This is a genomic window from Pseudoxanthomonas sp. LARHCG66 (assembly GCF_052871755.1).
In genome coordinates this window covers 157,049-171,990 of sequence record NZ_JBIXJW010000001.1, presented here as the reverse complement: position 1 = coordinate 171,990, position 14,942 = coordinate 157,049, and the positions used below count along the sequence as shown (strand labels likewise).

The following is a 14,942-nucleotide window of genomic DNA, read 5'->3' as shown; positions in this document are numbered from 1 at the left end:
GTCAGTCTTCCTTCAAGGGCGAGGGGACGGCGGACGCGACGTCGACGCGGCCGCAGTCCACGCTTTCGATGGTGCCGCCGCTGTAACGCAATGCGGACGTGCGGCGGACGCCCTGTGCATCGGTGGTCTGCCAGAAGTCGATCGCGAAGCTGCCTGCGGGTGGATCACCGGCCGCGCCGGCGGCGCTGTGGCCACTGAGCGTGCTGTCGGGTGGGCGTCGCATGATTGCCAGCGCTTCTCGAAGGTTCATGCCCACGTTCACCAGCGCGCATCTTGCGTGCGGATCATCGTGCCCGTCGGGAGATGTCATGGGGGTGGCCGATGTCGTCAGGGGAATCAGGAGCAGCAAGGAGAACATGGTTTTCCGTCGGCGGTGGAATCCCGGAAGCAGAACGGCCCGGAAGACCGGGCCGTTGGTGCGGAGCATCAGGATCAGTTGGCCTTGTGGATTGCGCGCTTGTCCACCGCCATGGCCGCATCGTGGATCGCTTCGGACAGGGTGGGGTGTGCGTGGCAGATGCGGGCCAGGTCGTCGGCGGAGCCGTTGAACTCCATCGTGATGACGCCTTCGTGCACCAGTTCCGACACGCCCACGCCGACCAGGTGCAGGCCGAGGATGCGGTCGGTCTCGGCATGCGCGAGCACTTTCACGAAGCCGGCCGGTTCGCCCATGGCAACGGCGCGTGCGATCGCCGCGAACGGGAAGCTGCCCGCCTTGTACGGAATGCCTTCGTCCTTGAGCTGCTTCTCGGTCTTGCCGACCCACGCGATTTCCGGCTCGGTGTAGATGACCCACGGCACGGTGTCGAGGTTGACGTGGCCGGGCAGGCCGGCGATCAGTTCGGCCACCGCGATGCCTTCCTCGAAGCCCTTGTGCGCCAGCATCGGGCCACGCACGCAGTCGCCGACGGCCCACACGCCATCCACGCCGGTGTGGCAGTGGTCGTCCACTTCGATCTGGCCGCGCTCGTTGAGCTTCACGCCGGTACCGTCGGCCAGCAGGCCCTTGCTGGCGGCCTTGCGGCCGACCGCGACCAGCAGCTTGTCGACCGTCAGGGTCTTCTCGCCTTCGGCATCGGCGTAGGTGACCACGACTTCCTTCTTCTTGCCCTTGCCGGTGACTTCGGTCTTGCTGACCTTGGCACCCAGGCGGATGTCCAGGCCCTGCTTCTTGAATTCCTTGGCGGCGGTCCTGGCGACTTCCGCGTCGGCGGCGGCCAGGAAGTCGGGCAGGGCTTCAAGGATCACGACCTCGGCGCCCAGGCGCTTCCACACGCTGCCCAGTTCCAGGCCGATCACGCCGGCGCCGATCACGGCCAGGCGCTTCGGCACTTCGGTGAAGTCCAGCGCGCCGACGTTGTCGACGATGGTCTCGTTGTCGAACTTGGCGAACGGCAGTTCGATGGAATCCGAACCGGCGGCGATGATGACGTTGGTGCCCTTCAGCTCGACTTCGCTGCCGTCGTGCTGCTTCACCTTGACCACGTTGCCCGGCTGCAGCTGGCCGAAGCCGTAGTACGGGGTGATCTTGTTCGCCTTGAACAGCATCGCGATGCCGCCGGTGAACTGCTTCACGATCTTGTCCTTGCGGCCAACCATCGCTTCGACGTCGATCTTCGCGTCCTTGAAGCTGATGCCGTGGTCGCCGAACAGGTGGCCCATGTTCCAGAACTGGCGCGAGGAATCCAGCAGCGCCTTGGAAGGCACGCAGCCCACGCGCAGGCAGGTGCCGCCCAACGCGGGCTTGCCGTCCTTGCCCAGCGCGGCGTCGATGCACGCGACCTTCATGCCCAGCTGCGCGGCGCGGATGGCGGCGTGGTAGCCGGCCGGGCCGGCACCGATGACGACGACGTCGAATTGTTCAGCCATTTCAGTGTCCTTTGCCTTTTCCCTTCTCCCCTCGGGAGAAGGTGCCCGAAGGGCGGATGAGGGGCGATGGAGTGGGAGACTCCAAATCAGAGGTGGGGCTGCCGCGTTCTATCGCGAGGCCAGAGGGTGTGACTCCGTTGCCCCTCTCCCCAACCCCTCTCCCGCAGGGAGAGGGGCTCACAAGCGGATTACATGCCCAGCAGCATGCGGTGCGGGTTTTCCAGCTGGTTCTTGATGTCCACCAGGAACAGCACCGCGTCCTTGCCGTCGATGATGCGGTGGTCGTAGCTCAGCGCGATGTACATCATCGGCGCGGCGATGACCTGGCCGTTCTCGACGATCGCGCGATCCTTGATGGCGTGCATGCCCAGGATGGCGCTCTGCGGCGGGTTGACGATGGGCGTGGACATCAGCGAACCGAAGGTGCCGCCGTTGGTGATGGTGAAGGTGCCACCCTGCAGGTCTTCCAGGCCCAGCTTGCCGTCGCGCGCCTTCTTGGCGTACTCGGCGATGCCCTTCTCGATGTCGCCGAAGCCCATGCGCTCGACATTGCGCAGCACCGGCGTGACCAGGCCCTTCTCGGTGGAGACGGCGATCGAGATGTCGGCATAGCCGTGGTAGATGATGTCGTTGCCGTCGACCGAGGCGTTGACCACCGGGTGGCGCTGCAGCGCGTTGGCGGCCGCCTTGGCGAAGAAGCTCATGAAGCCCAGCTTGATGCCATTGGCCTTCACGAAGTCGTCCTGCAGTTCCTTGCGCATCTCCATGACCTTGGCCAGGTTGACCTCGTTGAACGAGGTGAGCATGGCGATGGAGTTCTTGGACTGCATCAGGCGCTCGGCGATGCGCGTACGGATGCGGGTCATCGGCACGCGTTCTTCCGGACGCGCGCCACCACTGACGCCGGCGGTCTTGCCGCTGGCGTAGTTGATGAGGTCTTCCTTGGTCACGGCGCCCTTGCGGCCGGTGCCTTCGACGTTGGCCGGGTCGATGCCCTGGGTGACGGCGGTGAAGCGGGCGCCCGGCGGCAGGCCGTCGGTGCTGGCGGCAGCCGGAGACGGCTTGGTGCTGGACGGCGCGGCCGCGTCGGCCTTGGCGGCTTCGGCCTTCGGCTGCACTTCCTGCGCACCGGCGGCAGGCTTCTTCTCTTCGGCGGCAGCGGGCGCGGCGGCGGCCACGGCACCTTCTTCGATGATGGCCAGCAACTGCTGGCTGGTCACCGTGTCGCCTTCCTTGAACTTGATTTCCTTCAGCACGCCATCGACGGGCGAGGGCACTTCCAGCACGACCTTGTCGGTTTCCAGGTCCATCAGGTTCTCGTCGCGCTTGACCGCGTCGCCCACCTTCTTGTGCCAGGCGGCGATGGTGGCATCGGAGACGGACTCGGGCAGAACCGGAACTTTGACTTCAGTGGCCATGGGATGGGACGTCCTGGTGGTGTTGTTCTAGGAATTTTGGGGTTTATTCGGCAACGTTGTCGTTGCCGAGCTTGTTGACCAGCGCATCGGCGACCAGCTTCAGCTGTTCCTCGACATGCTCGGCGAAATGGCCGGCGGCAGGCGAGGGTGAGCGCGGGCGGCCGGCATAGTGCAGCGACTGCTTGTCCGCCAGGCATGCCTGCAGGTGATGCTTGATCTGGTACCACGCACCCTGGTTCTGCGGTTCTTCCTGGCACCAGACCACTTCGGTGGCCTTGCCGTAGCGCTTGAGTTCGGCAGCCAGCTGCTCGCGCGGGAACGGGTAGAGCTGCTCGATGCGCAGGAGGGCGACGTCGTCCTGACCGCGCTTCTGCTGGTCTTCCACCAGGTCGTAGTAGACCTTGCCCGAGCACGCGACGACGCGCTTGACCTTCTTGGCATCGGCGCCGGCGTCGGGGATCAGGTGCTGGAATTCGCCATTGGCCAGTTCGTCCAGGGTGGACACGGCCAGCTTGTGGCGCAGCAGCGACTTCGGCGTCATCACCACCAGCGGCTTGCGGGTGGTCATGCGCATCTGGCGGCGCAGCATGTGGTAGCACTGGGCGGGCGTGGTCGGCACGCAGACCAGCATGTTCTCCAGCGCGCACAGCTGCAGGAAGCGCTCCAGGCGGGCGGAGCTGTGCTCCGGGCCCTGGCCTTCGTAACCATGCGGCAGCAGCAGGGTCAGCCCGCTGATGCGGCCCCACTTGGCTTCGCCAGCGGCGATGAACTGGTCGATCACCACCTGCGCACCATTGGCGAAGTCGCCGAACTGCGCTTCCCAGATGCACAGCGTGTTGGGATCCGTGGTCGAGAAGCCGTACTCGAACGCCATCACCGCTTCCTCGCTGAGCAGCGAGTCGATGACGGTCGCCTGTTCCGGCTGCTCCACCAACTGGCGCAGCGGAAGGTAGTAACTGTCGGTCTTCTGGTCGTGCAGGATCGCGTGGCGGTGGAAGAACGTGCCGCGCCCCGCATCCTGGCCGACCAGGCGCAGCCCGTGGCCTTCGGCCAGCAACGTGGCGTAGGCCAGATTCTCGGCAAAGCCCCAGTCGGCCGGCTGTTGGCCGGCGGCCATCTTCACGCGGTCTTCGTAGATCTTCGCCACGCGCGGATGCAGCACCACGCCGGCCGGGATCGTGGTGATGATCTTCGCCAGCGAATCCAGCGACGTGCGCTTGACCTTGGTGTCGACCGGATCGCTGAGCTTGCCGGACAGGTAGCGCGACCAGTCGATCGCCAGCTCGTCGCCCTTCTGCTTGGCCAACTCGGTGGTGTACTCGCCCGAATCCAGCTTGTTGCGGTACTCGTCCACCAGCGCCTTGCCGCCCTCGGTGGGGATGATGCCCGCACTTTCCAGCTTGGCGGCATACATCTCGCGGGTGGTCGCGTGCTTGCGGATGGTCTGGTACATCACCGGCTGCGTCGCAGCGGGTTCGTCCGCCTCGTTGTGGCCGTGGCGGCGGTAGCACACCAGATCGATCACCACGTCCTTCTTGAACTGCTGGCGGAAGTCGTACGCCATCTGCGCCACGAAGACCACCGCTTCCGGATCATCACCGTTCACATGGAACACGGGGGCGCCGACCATCTTGGCGACATCCGTGCAGTACATGGTGGAACGGGCGTCTTCCTTGTTGCTGGTGGTGAAGCCGATCTGGTTGTTGATCACGACATGCAGCGTGCCGCCGACGGCGAAGCCGCGCGCCTGCGACATCTGGAACAGCTCCATCACCACGCCCTGGCCCGCGAACGCGGCGTCGCCATGCATGATGATCGGCAGCACGGTCTGGCGCGCGGTGTCGGTGCGGCGCTCCTGGCGCGAACGCACGCTGCCGGCCACGACCGGGTCGACGATTTCCAGGTGCGACGGGTTGAAGGCAAGCGCCAGGTGGACCGGGCCGCCGGGCGTGGCGATGTCGGCGGAGAAGCCCATGTGGTACTTCACGTCACCGGCGTGGGCCAGGCTGTTGTCGTGTTCGAACTTGCCTTCGAACTCGTCGAACAGCTTGCGCGGACTCTTGCCCAGGGTGTTGACCAGCACGTTGAGACGGCCGCGGTGGGCCATGCCGACCACGATGTCCTTGACCCCACCTTCGCCCGCGCTGCGGATCATGGTGTCGAGCAGCGGGATCAGCGCGTCGCCACCTTCCAGCGAGAAGCGCTTCTGGCCCACGTATTTGGTATGCAGGTAGCGTTCCAGGCCCTCGGCCGCCGTCAGGCGCTCCAGCGTGCGGCGCTTGGCCTCCGCGGACAGGCCGAACTGGCCACCGGCGGTTTCCAGGCGCTGGTACAGCCACTGGCGCTGGTCGACTTCCGGGATATGCATGAACTCGACGCCGATGGGGCCGGTGTAGGCCGCCTTCAGCCGAGCCAGCAGGTCACGCAGCTTCATGCGCGTGTTGCCGCCGACATTGCCGGTGCTGAACTCGCTGTCGAGATCGCGCTCGGACAGGTTGTGGAAGGCCAGGTCCAGGTCCGGCGGATTGACCGGCGGGGTCAGGCCCAACGGGTCGAGCTGCGCCCCCAGGTGCCCGCGCGAACGATAGGCGGTGATCAGGCGACCCACGTTGCGCTCGCGCTCGTCGCCGCCGGCGGCCACGACATGGCCGTTGTTGGCGGCCTGGCGGGCGGCGTCGGTGATCTGCTGGATCACCACCGAATGCGGGACATCACCCGCCTCGTGGCCCTTGAATCCGTCGAAGTAGGCCTTCCACTTGGGGCCCACGCTGTCCGGGGCGACGAGGTATTGCTCGTACAGGTCTTCGACGTAGGAGGCGTTGCCCCCGTTGAGCTGCGAGGATTGCGCGAACTGCTTCAGGAGATTGTCCACGATGGCGATGGCGTGCTGTGGGTAGTCGAGGGGGCGCTTGCGGCCCATATCGCGCTGTGTCTCACGCGCATGGACGAAAACCCGGAAATTATACCCCCATGCCGGGAGGGGGGCGTAACCGGATTGGACTAAAGGCGCAGGTTGCGGGCAGGCGATGCGGCCGGGCGTGGCGACGGCGGTGCCTGATCAGATGCCCAGCGCACGGTATTCCGTCACGGGACGCGCACGCTCCCACATCCGGGTGAACTCGTCGCTCAGCTGGCGGGCACGGCCGGCATGCGTCAGGTCGGCTTCGCCGTCGAAGCGATGGCCCAGCGGCCGGTGGTAGTAGCCGTGATCATCGTTGGCGACGAAGGCGGCCGTATAAGACAGGTCGACCGGGTCCTGCACTTCGCGGAAGGCGAACACGCTGGGCAGGCGCTGCCCGAGCCCGATCAGGGGAGCCAGCATGCGCTGGGGCGTGCCGGCATCCTGCAGCAGCACCTGGATCTGTGCGCCTGTCTGGCGGGTGGCGAAATGGCGGACTGCATCCACTACGGAGGGAGCATCCCACAGGCCCGGGTCCAGCGCGCGGCTGCAGATCACCAGCGTCCGCCGGGCCTGGGCCACGATGGCCGTGGTGATGGCGACCGCTTCGGCGCGATGGGCGATGGTGGCGGGTCCGGACAATGTGCGGCGCATGCCCTGGTGCTCGATGCCGGCTTCGAAGAAGCGCTCGCCTTCGGGCAGGAAACCCAGGCGGGCATAGAAGCCTTCGGCATCGACCTGTGCGTGCAGTGACACGTCGGGCCAGTGGCGACGGCGCGCTTCCTCCAGCAGCGCGCCCAGCATGGCCGCGCCGACACCGCGGCCACGCCAGGCCGGGAGCACCGCCATGCGACCGATCCGGTGGTCGGGCGTCAGGCGCGCAGTCCCGATGGCATGACCGGCGCCGTCGCGGGCGAGCACGTGATGGCTGAGCGGGTCCAGCGCATCGCGTTCCAGATCGCGGGGGACCTGCTGTTCCTGCACGAATACGGCATCCCGCACCTCGTGCAGCGGCGCGGAGGTGGTAGCGTAATCGACGGCTTCGACGTGATAGTCCTGCGCAGTCTTCATGCGTCTTCGTCCTGCGGGTCGGGATCGTCGTCGTCGAACGCCAGCTGATAGTGGCCCTGCGCGGCGAGCGCCATCACCGCGTCGCGGCCGGCATCGCTGAGCGCGCCGTACGTGGTGCTATCCAGTCCTTCCAGCGCCGCCAACTGCTGGGCGTCCTTCACCGGCAGGGCATAGTCCAGGCCATTGCAGAACAGGCTGGCGCTCTGGCGGCGGCGGCGCCATGCGAAACGCGAGAAAGGATGACGCAACAGGCGTGCTCCCTGTTGCAGGTCCCATTCCATTTCGATGCGGGACGGCGTCTCCGGCGCGGGCATGACATCGCCGGACGCGCGATACGTGGTGATGAAGCGGCCGAACCAGTCCCCCACGAGGTCGGGGTCGTTCATGCGCAGGGCATTCAGCGCCTCCACCACGCGCTCCATCGCACGGGCGTCGATTTCGTTGGGGTCCTGCGGAGCCGTCAGGTCTTCGTCGTGATAACGCACGGCCTCGTCGGCATCGGCGATGAGCGTGTCCAGGTAGTCGCCGATCAGTTCCGCCGACGAGGGCGCGCGCATGCCCACCGAGAACGTCAGGCAGGCGCTTTCCGCCACGCCGTGGTGGGGCACCAGCGGCGGCAGGTAGAGCATGTCGCCTGGCGACAACACCCATTCGTGCGTGGCATTGAAGTCGCGGAGCAGCTTGATCGCCACATCGTCCTGGAATGCCAGGCTGGGGGCGGCATTTCCCATCGCCACGCTCGCATCGATCATCCAGCGTCGTTCGCCCTGTGCCTGCAGCAGGAACACGTCGTAGTGGTCCACGTGCGCGCCGACCGAACCGCCGGTGGCGGCGAAGCTGATCATGATGTCGTCCACGCGCCAGCGCGGGAGGAAGCGGAACTTCTCCAGCAGCGCGCGTACGTCGGGATCCCACTTGTCCACGTCCTGCACCAGCAGGGTCCAGTCGTGGTGCGGCAGGCCGGGGAAATCCTCTTCCTGGAAGGGGCCGGTGCGTACATTCCACGTGCCGGTGTCGCGGTCCAGGCTGATCAGCCGGGCCAGGACGCCTTCCTCGCAGGCCAGCCCGGCGAGGTCTTCAGGCTGCACCGGGGTCTCGAAATCCGGGAACGCATTGCGGATCAGCAGTGGCCGCTTGTGCCAGTAGTCGCGCAGGAAGCGTTCGGCAGGCATGCCGAGCGGGAAATCGCGGGTCGCATCGATCTCGAAGGGAAGGGAGGAGGACCGCGAGGACTTTTTCTTTTTCATGGGTTCGGATTCGCGCGGCGGCAAACCGGGCATGGGAGAGGGTGGCCAGCGTCGCGAAGGACGAGGCGCCGGGCATTGATGCCGATCAAGGCAGCGCACTCGTCAGGGCGATGGCGTGGCGGCTTCATCGGCGAGCCGTTTGTCCAGGCGCACGGTGGCGGACTGCGCATACGCGCGGCAGGCGGCGGCGTCCACTAGCGGACTGTCCGCACGGGGGCCGATCCGCGTCCACAGGCGGCTCGCGGACGGGTGGGGCGTGACGAGAATGCCGCAATCGAGCGCAGCGATGCGTGCCAGCGTGTCGCGGAAGGCCGCGACGTAGCCTGGATGCGCGGCGTCGTCGCTGTAGCGATACACATCGTCGGAGATCGCGGTCAGGCTGTCGGCGTAGACCATCGGGTGGCAGGCGTCGCCTTCACAGGAGCGCCAGGTCCAACTGGTGCCGCCGGGTGTATGCCCGGGCGACGCGACCGCTTGCAGGGCCAGCGGGCCGACGCGCACCACGCCGTCATCGGCGAGCGTGATGACATGCCCGACCGGAGTGATGGGTTCCGCCACCTCCAGCTGCGGGTCGCGGCGGTCCGGCATGCCGCGTTTCAACGTGTCCACGGCGGGTGCGCGCGCATACACGGGCGCGCCGGTGGCACGCTGCAACTCCGCCAGGCTGCCGGCATGGTCGTAGTGCTCATGCGAGAACACGATGGCGCGCACATCCTCCGGCTTGAAGCCGAGCGTACGGATGTTGGCAAGGATCTGCGCGCCGGCCTGCGGCGTGGCGGCGTCGACCAGGATGTGGCCTTCGTCGGAGGTCACCAGCAGTGCGCTGATGCCGCAGGTGCCGACGTACCACGTGTTGCCGTAGACCCGCAGCGGCGTGGCAGGGTCGTTCCAGCCCTCGTCATCGGTGCAGGCCTTGGCGGCAGGCGTGTCGGAGGCGAGCGCGGCGGTCGGAAGGGCGAGGGCAAGCAAACCGCAGAGCAGCGTGGCGCGAAGCATCATGTGGCTATCTCGTCGTAGCCGCGATTGACGAACTGCAGCAGGCACCAGCCATGGCCCCAAGGGTCGGCCAGGCGGACGATGCGGCCCCAGTTCGTCTCGCGGATGGAGGTTTCCTGTACCAGACCCGCCTGCAGGGCGCGGTCGAGGGCAGGTTCAAGGGATTCCACCACCACGTCCAGGTGCACGGGCGTCCAGTGGCGGGTGTAGTCGCGCTGCGTGTCCGTCGTCGCGCCGGAACCCGCGGCGTTCTGCAGCAGGTAGATGGGCGCCTGCGCACCCAGCAGTTCCACGCCACCATCGCCGAAACGGCGCGCGGCGGCCAGGCCGAATGCGTGCGTGTAGAGCGCTTCCGCTGCGGCCAGATCGGGTACGTCGATGTTGATCAGCAGGTGCATCGTCGTCCCGTCCGGCTCGGCCCCGGTCAGATGCCGCGCGCCAGTCGTTCCGCCAGGCCGGTGTAGCTGCCGGGTGTCATCTTGTGCAGGCGCTGCTTGGCATCTTCAGGCAGGTCCAGCGTTTCGATGAACGCACGCATCGAATCGGCCGTGATGCCCTGGCCGCGGGTCAGCGCCTTGAGCTGTTCGTACGGGTTCGGCAGGCCGTGGCGACGCATCACCGTCTGCACGGCTTCGGCCAGCACTTCCCAGGCGGCGTCGAGGTCGGCGTCCAGGCGCTGCGGGTTCACTTCCAGCTTGCCCAGGCCGTTGGCCAGCGAATCCAGCGCCACCTGCGTGTGACCGAAGGCCGTACCCAATGCGCGCAACACGGTGGAGTCGGTCAGGTCGCGCTGCCAGCGGCTGATCGGCAGCTTGGCGCTGAAATGCTCGAACAGCGCGTTGGCGATGCCGAAGTTGCCTTCCGCATTCTCGAAGTCGATCGGATTGACCTTGTGCGGCATCGTCGACGAACCGACTTCGCCTTCCTTCAGGCGCTGCTTGAAATAGCCCAGCGAGATGTAGCCCCAGATGTCGCGGGCCAGGTCGATCAGGATGGTATTGGCGCGGCGCGCGGCGTCGCCGATTTCGGCCACGTTGTCATGCGGCTCGATCTGGGTCGTGTAGGGGTTGAACACCAGGCCCAGGCCTTCGACGAAGCGCTGCGCGAAGGCGGGCCAGTCCACGTCGGGGTAACTGGCCACGTGGGCGTTGTAGTTGCCCACCGCGCCATTGATCTTGCCGGTCAGCTCGACTGCGGCGATCTGCGCGCGCTGGCGCTCCAGGCGCGCCACCACATTGGCGATCTCCTTGCCCAGCGTGGTGGGCGATGCCGTCTGGCCGTGCGTGCGGGACAGCATCGGTTGTGCGGCCTGCGCATGGGCCAGCGTGCGCAGCGTCGCGGCGACGCCGTCCAGTGCGGGGAGCAGCACTTCGCGGCGCGCCTGTTCCAGCATCAGGCCGTAGGACAGGTTGTTGATGTCCTCGCTCGTGCAGGCGAAGTGGACGAATTCCAGCGCCGGCGCCAGTCCGGCATCGTCCTTCAGCTGTTCCTTGATGAAGTACTCCACCGCCTTGACGTCGTGGTTCGTGGTGCGCTCGATTTCCTTCACGCGTGCGGCGTCGGCAACGCTGAAGCCGTCGGCCAGCGCGCGCAGCTTCGCAGTCGCCGCCGCGGAGAAGGCGGGCAGCTCCACGATGCCCGGTTCGGCGGCCAGCGCCAGCAGCCACTCGACCTCCACCTTCACGCGGGCGCGTATCAGGCCGTATTCCGAGAAGATCGGACGCAGCGCATCGACCTTGCCGGCGTAGCGGCCATCGAGGGGGGACAGGGCGAGCAGGGACGAATCCGACATGGGCGCGGGGGAGGGAGCTGAAAGGGAGCGTTCCATTTTACCCCGGGAAGGCGGCGATCCGGCCTGGCGTATCCTGTGGCCCCCGCCAGCCGCCGGCTTCCTTGCCGTCGCGCAAGCCGTGAATCCCTCCAGGAGACGGTGATGACCCAGAAGAAGACCGCAGGCAAGCCCCGCGCCGCACGCACCCGTATCGAGCACGACAGCATGGGCGAACTGCAGGTGCCCGTGGACGCGCTATGGGGTGCGCAGACCCAGCGGGCCGTGCAGAACTTCCCGATTTCCGGGCGGCCGATGCCGCGCGGGTTCATCCGTGCGCTCGGGCTGGTGAAGGCGGCCGCCGCCGACGTCAACGCCGCCCTCGGCCTGCTGCCCAAGGGTATCGCCAAGGCCGTGCAGGCGGCCGCGCAGGAGGTTGCCTCCGGAGCGCACGACGCGCATTTCCCGATCGATGTCTACCAGACCGGATCGGGCACCTCGTCGAACATGAACGCCAACGAGGTGATCGCCACGCTGGCGACGCGTGCGGGCAAGGCGGCGGTACATCCGAACGACCACGTCAATCTGGGGCAGAGCTCCAACGATGTCATCCCGACCGCCTTGCGCGTCGCGGCGCAACTGGCGGTGATGGAGGACCTGCTGCCGGCCATCAGGCACCTGCGCAAGACCATCGATGCGCGTGGCAAGGCGCTGGCGAAAGTGGTCAAGACCGGCCGCACGCACCTGATGGATGCGATGCCGCTGACCTTCGGCCAGGAGTTCTCCGCGTGGTCGGCGCAGCTGTCCTCGGCCCAGGCGCGCATCGAGGACACGCTCACGCGCGTGCGCCGGCTGCCGCTGGGCGGCACGGCGATCGGGACCGGCATCAACGCCGATCCGCGCTTCGGCACACGCGTGGCAAAGGTGTTGTCCACGCGGACCGGTACGCGCTTCGAAAGTGCGCAGAACAAGTTCGAGGGGTTGGCGGCGCAGGACGACGCGGTCGAACTGTCCGGCCAGCTCAGCGTGCTGGCCGTCGCGCTGACCAAGATCGCCAACGACCTGCGCTGGATGAACTCAGGGCCGTTGGCGGGCCTGGGCGAAGTGGAACTGCCGGCGCTGCAACCGGGCAGTTCCATCATGCCGGGCAAGGTGAATCCGGTGATCCCGGAGGCCACGGTGATGGTGTGCGCGCAGGTGATGGGCTACCACACCGCCGTGACGGTGGCCGGCCAGACCGGCAACTTCCAGTTGAACGTCACCCTGCCGCTGATCGCGAACAACCTGCTGGACGGCATCCAACTGCTGTCGAACGTGACGCGGCTGCTGGCGGATGACTGCATCGCCGGCCTCAAGGTGCGTGGCGACCGTGTGCAGGAAGCGCTGGACCGCAATCCGATCCTGGTGACGGCATTGAACCCGGTGATCGGCTACGAGAAGGGCGCCGCCATCGCCAAGCAGGCCTACAAGCAGAACCGGCCGGTGCTGGATGTGGCGCGCGAAGTCACCGGGTTGCCGGAAAAGACGCTCAGGCCGCTGCTGGACCCGGCCGTGCTGGCCAAGGGGGGCATCCATGGCAAGCCGGGTGGCGGGGGCGGTTGAAGGTGTCGCCGCGCGTCAGTCGCGCGGCGGCCACTCGCCGGGGATCTTCGTCCCCGACAGCATCGCCAGCGCGCCTTCGCACATCTGCTGCTTCTGCTCGGGCGTGCCGGTGTCCAGCCGGCCCAGTCGTTGGGCCAGGGTGCGCTCCCGGTATCCGGCCAGCGTGTCGCCGGGTTCGAATTCGGCCAGTGTCAGCAGGCGTCCTCGTTCAATCTGGTCCTGGTGGGTGTTGACGTAGCGAAAGTACGCCGGCGCGGCGCGCTGCAGGTAGGTGGCATCGGTCGCGACACACTTCTCGATCAACACCGGCATCGCGAACGTCGCGACGTAGGCGATATGGTCCTGGAACGCGCGTTCGCGCACTGGATCGGCGGCATCCGCCGCATGCGCGGTGGAGATGCCCAGGGCGACAGCCAGGGCGATGGGCAATAGGGTCTTCATGTCGTTTTCCGCAGGGTTGGTATGCGCACTAGGGTGCTGGCGCGCCGCCCGGGCGGCGCGGGAGGCGTCAACGGGAGGGGGATTCCGCCGGCTCAGCGGCTGCGGCCGCATCGGCTTCCGCCGCCGCGTTCACGTTCGAGCCGTCCTTCGCATCACCGTGGATGGTTTCGCCGATCGCGCGTCCGACGTCTTCCCCTGCGGCATAGCTGCTGCTCTGGCTGCTGCGACAATCCTCGACGTCATCCAGGTCCATCGTCGCGTACGGCTGGAACGCGGGCAGTGACGCGGCGAGATCCTGCTGCGCCTTGTACAGGCCGGGCAGGCGCTCGCAGATCTTCATGGCCTCGGCTTCCACCTTCTTCGCTTCAGACTCGATCTGCTGCTCGATCTGGTCCGGATTGCCACTGAAGATGCCTTTCACTGCGGCACCGACGGCCTTGCCCGCCAGCTTGGCGCCTTCCTTGCCCGTCGCGATGCCCGCATCGGCAATGCCGCCGAGTTCACGGTGGTAGGCCACCAGCAGCGTGCGCTGGGCATCGGTCACCTCGACCGTCTTGCCGTCGATGATGAAGTCGCCCTTGGCCGAGATCTCCGCCTTCGGGTGACCGGTGGCGTTGAGCTTGAGGTTCTGGCCCCACAAGGCACCGGATACTTCGGCGCTGTCGCCGGGCTGCGGGCCCCGGGAACACGCGGCCAGCAACAGGAGGGAGAGTGCCGACGCGATCGGAATGATGCGGTTCATGTCGTTCCTTGAAAGTCAGTGATGCTTGGGAATGTCGAGCGCGCCCTTGACGCCTTCGTGGTCAATGTCGCCACTGCCGACGGAGCGGACGGTCAGGCCACCGCTGACGTTATGGACCTCCACGCCACCGGAGCCAACCGAGCCGACTACCACGTCACCGGTGATGTCGCGCAGATCCGCGCCGCCGGAGCCGATCGAGCCGATCTCGACGTCACCGCTGCCCGCCAGGCTGAAGCCGCCCGATCCGATGCTGCCGACATGGGTCGTGCCACGCACATTGTGCGCCTCCACATCGCCCGAGCCGATCGAGACCACGTTCAGGCTGCCGGCACCCTGGATATCGATATCGCCCGAGCCCACCGAGGTGGCGGCGAGTCCGCGGATGTCGCGGCCCACGGCGTGGCCGGAGCCGACATCGGCGCTGAACACCGGCGCGCCCGTGACCTCGGCTTCGCCCGAGCCGACCTTCACCTGCACGGGCAGGTGGTCGGGCAGGGTCGCCGTCAGGTTCATGTAGGCGTAGTTGCTGCCGAACGAAATACCGCTGAAGCTGCCTTCCTGGTACATCCGCACGATCAGCTTGTCGCCGGCACGCCGCTGTTCGATCTTCAGGCGAGCGAGCCGGTCGGCGTGACTGCTGCAGGCCCTGCCATCCATCGCGGCAGGCGCACCGGCGCGCGATTCCACCGTCAGATCGTGCGGGCCGACCTCGAACACCACGGTCTTTGCGTCGCCGATGTCGAGCGTCAGCTGGCGTGGCGCTTCGTGCTTGCAGTACCTGTCCGACGCCAGCGCGGGTGCGGACAGGGAGAGCAGGGCGAGCAGCGGGGAAGCGATAAGGGCGGTACGCATCGGCGGGTCTCCGGAATCAGGTCAGTCATGCGGAAGC

Annotated in this window: 12 protein-coding genes and 1 pseudogene; 1 reads left to right on the top strand and 12 read right to left on the bottom strand. The window is 67.0% G+C overall.

What is annotated here, in order from left to right:
* Position 1 precedes the first annotated feature (1 nt).
* From ACIPRS_RS00730 to purB, 9 genes and pseudogenes are all read right to left on the bottom strand, one after another.
* Positions 2-223 (bottom strand): hypothetical protein, encoded by a 222-nt coding sequence (locus ACIPRS_RS00730; RefSeq protein ID WP_446537178.1) that lies wholly within the window; start codon positions 221-223, stop codon positions 2-4.
* Positions 224-432: 209 nt separating this feature from the next.
* On the bottom strand, positions 433-1,869 hold the full coding sequence (gene lpdA / locus ACIPRS_RS00725) for a dihydrolipoyl dehydrogenase (protein WP_337729889.1): 1,437 nt from the start codon (positions 1,867-1,869) through the stop codon (positions 433-435).
* Between the two features lie 188 nt (positions 1,870-2,057).
* Complete coding sequence (sucB, locus tag ACIPRS_RS00720; RefSeq protein WP_446537177.1) at positions 2,058-3,287, bottom strand: dihydrolipoyllysine-residue succinyltransferase; 1,230 nt, start codon at positions 3,285-3,287, stop codon at positions 2,058-2,060.
* A gap of 43 nt (positions 3,288-3,330) precedes the next feature.
* The gene (locus ACIPRS_RS00715) at positions 3,331-6,159 is read right to left on the bottom strand and encodes a 2-oxoglutarate dehydrogenase E1 component (RefSeq protein WP_446537977.1); all 2,829 of its coding nucleotides are present in this window, start codon (positions 6,157-6,159) and stop codon (positions 3,331-3,333) included.
* A 186-nt stretch (positions 6,160-6,345) separates the two neighbouring features.
* Positions 6,346-7,257, bottom strand: coding sequence for a GNAT family N-acetyltransferase (locus ACIPRS_RS00710; protein WP_446537176.1), 912 nt, complete (start codon positions 7,255-7,257; stop codon positions 6,346-6,348).
* Positions 7,257-8,504, bottom strand: a pseudogene (locus ACIPRS_RS00705) (ribosomal protein uL16 3-hydroxylase); the annotation flags it as partial. The pseudogene ACIPRS_RS00705 and the gene ACIPRS_RS00710, both read right to left, overlap by 1 nt.
* 102 nt (positions 8,505-8,606) lie before the next feature.
* Complete coding sequence (gene bla / locus ACIPRS_RS00700; protein ID WP_446537175.1) at positions 8,607-9,503, bottom strand: subclass B3 metallo-beta-lactamase; 897 nt, start codon at positions 9,501-9,503, stop codon at positions 8,607-8,609.
* Entirely contained in the window at positions 9,500-9,898 is a 399-nt protein-coding gene (locus ACIPRS_RS00695) for a VOC family protein (RefSeq protein ID WP_446537174.1), read from the bottom strand. The genes bla and ACIPRS_RS00695 overlap by 4 nt, the downstream gene beginning before the upstream one ends.
* A 26-nt stretch (positions 9,899-9,924) precedes the next feature.
* Entirely contained in the window at positions 9,925-11,292 is a 1,368-nt protein-coding gene (purB, locus tag ACIPRS_RS00690) for an adenylosuccinate lyase (RefSeq protein WP_446537173.1), read from the bottom strand.
* A gap of 141 nt (positions 11,293-11,433) precedes the next feature.
* Between purB and ACIPRS_RS00685 the strand changes: the two genes are divergently transcribed.
* The gene (locus ACIPRS_RS00685) at positions 11,434-12,870 is read left to right on the top strand and encodes a class II fumarate hydratase (protein WP_446537172.1); all 1,437 of its coding nucleotides are present in this window, start codon (positions 11,434-11,436) and stop codon (positions 12,868-12,870) included.
* Positions 12,871-12,885: 15 nt separating this feature from the next.
* Here the strand turns inward: ACIPRS_RS00685 and ACIPRS_RS00680 are convergent, their stop codons facing one another.
* The 3 genes from ACIPRS_RS00680 to ACIPRS_RS00670 all read right to left on the bottom strand — a co-directional run bounded on the left by ACIPRS_RS00680 (position 12,886) and on the right by ACIPRS_RS00670 (position 14,905).
* Positions 12,886-13,311, bottom strand: coding sequence for a hypothetical protein (locus ACIPRS_RS00680; protein ID WP_337729882.1), 426 nt, complete (start codon positions 13,309-13,311; stop codon positions 12,886-12,888).
* Positions 13,312-13,378: 67 nt separating this feature from the next.
* Entirely contained in the window at positions 13,379-14,053 is a 675-nt protein-coding gene (locus ACIPRS_RS00675; RefSeq protein ID WP_446537171.1) for a hypothetical protein, read from the bottom strand.
* Between the two features lie 15 nt (positions 14,054-14,068).
* Positions 14,069-14,905: a hypothetical protein gene (locus ACIPRS_RS00670; RefSeq protein WP_446537170.1), complete on the bottom strand. Its 837-nt coding sequence runs from the start codon at positions 14,903-14,905 to the stop codon at positions 14,069-14,071.
* Between the last annotated feature and the right edge of the window lie 37 nt (positions 14,906-14,942).

Excerpts from the sequence above, each read along its gene's own strand:
- ACIPRS_RS00730 (WP_446537178.1), bottom strand. The coding sequence starts at position 223 with ATGCGACGCCCACCCGACAGCACGCTCAGTGGCCACAGCGCCGCCGGC.
- lpdA (WP_337729889.1), bottom strand. The coding sequence starts at position 1,869 with ATGGCTGAACAATTCGACGTCGTCGTCATCGGTGCCGGCCCGGCCGGC.
- sucB (WP_446537177.1), bottom strand. The coding sequence starts at position 3,287 with ATGGCCACTGAAGTCAAAGTTCCGGTTCTGCCCGAGTCCGTCTCCGAT.
- ACIPRS_RS00710 (WP_446537176.1), bottom strand. The coding sequence starts at position 7,257 with ATGAAGACTGCGCAGGACTATCACGTCGAAGCCGTCGATTACGCTACC.
- bla (WP_446537175.1), bottom strand. The coding sequence starts at position 9,503 with ATGATGCTTCGCGCCACGCTGCTCTGCGGTTTGCTTGCCCTCGCCCTT.
- ACIPRS_RS00695 (WP_446537174.1), bottom strand. The coding sequence starts at position 9,898 with ATGCACCTGCTGATCAACATCGACGTACCCGATCTGGCCGCAGCGGAA.
- purB (WP_446537173.1), bottom strand. The coding sequence starts at position 11,292 with ATGTCGGATTCGTCCCTGCTCGCCCTGTCCCCCCTCGATGGCCGCTAC.
- ACIPRS_RS00685 (WP_446537172.1), top strand. The coding sequence starts at position 11,434 with ATGACCCAGAAGAAGACCGCAGGCAAGCCCCGCGCCGCACGCACCCGT.
- ACIPRS_RS00680 (WP_337729882.1), bottom strand. The coding sequence starts at position 13,311 with ATGAAGACCCTATTGCCCATCGCCCTGGCTGTCGCCCTGGGCATCTCC.
- ACIPRS_RS00675 (WP_446537171.1), bottom strand. The coding sequence starts at position 14,053 with ATGAACCGCATCATTCCGATCGCGTCGGCACTCTCCCTCCTGTTGCTG.
- ACIPRS_RS00670 (WP_446537170.1), bottom strand. The coding sequence starts at position 14,905 with ATGCGTACCGCCCTTATCGCTTCCCCGCTGCTCGCCCTGCTCTCCCTG.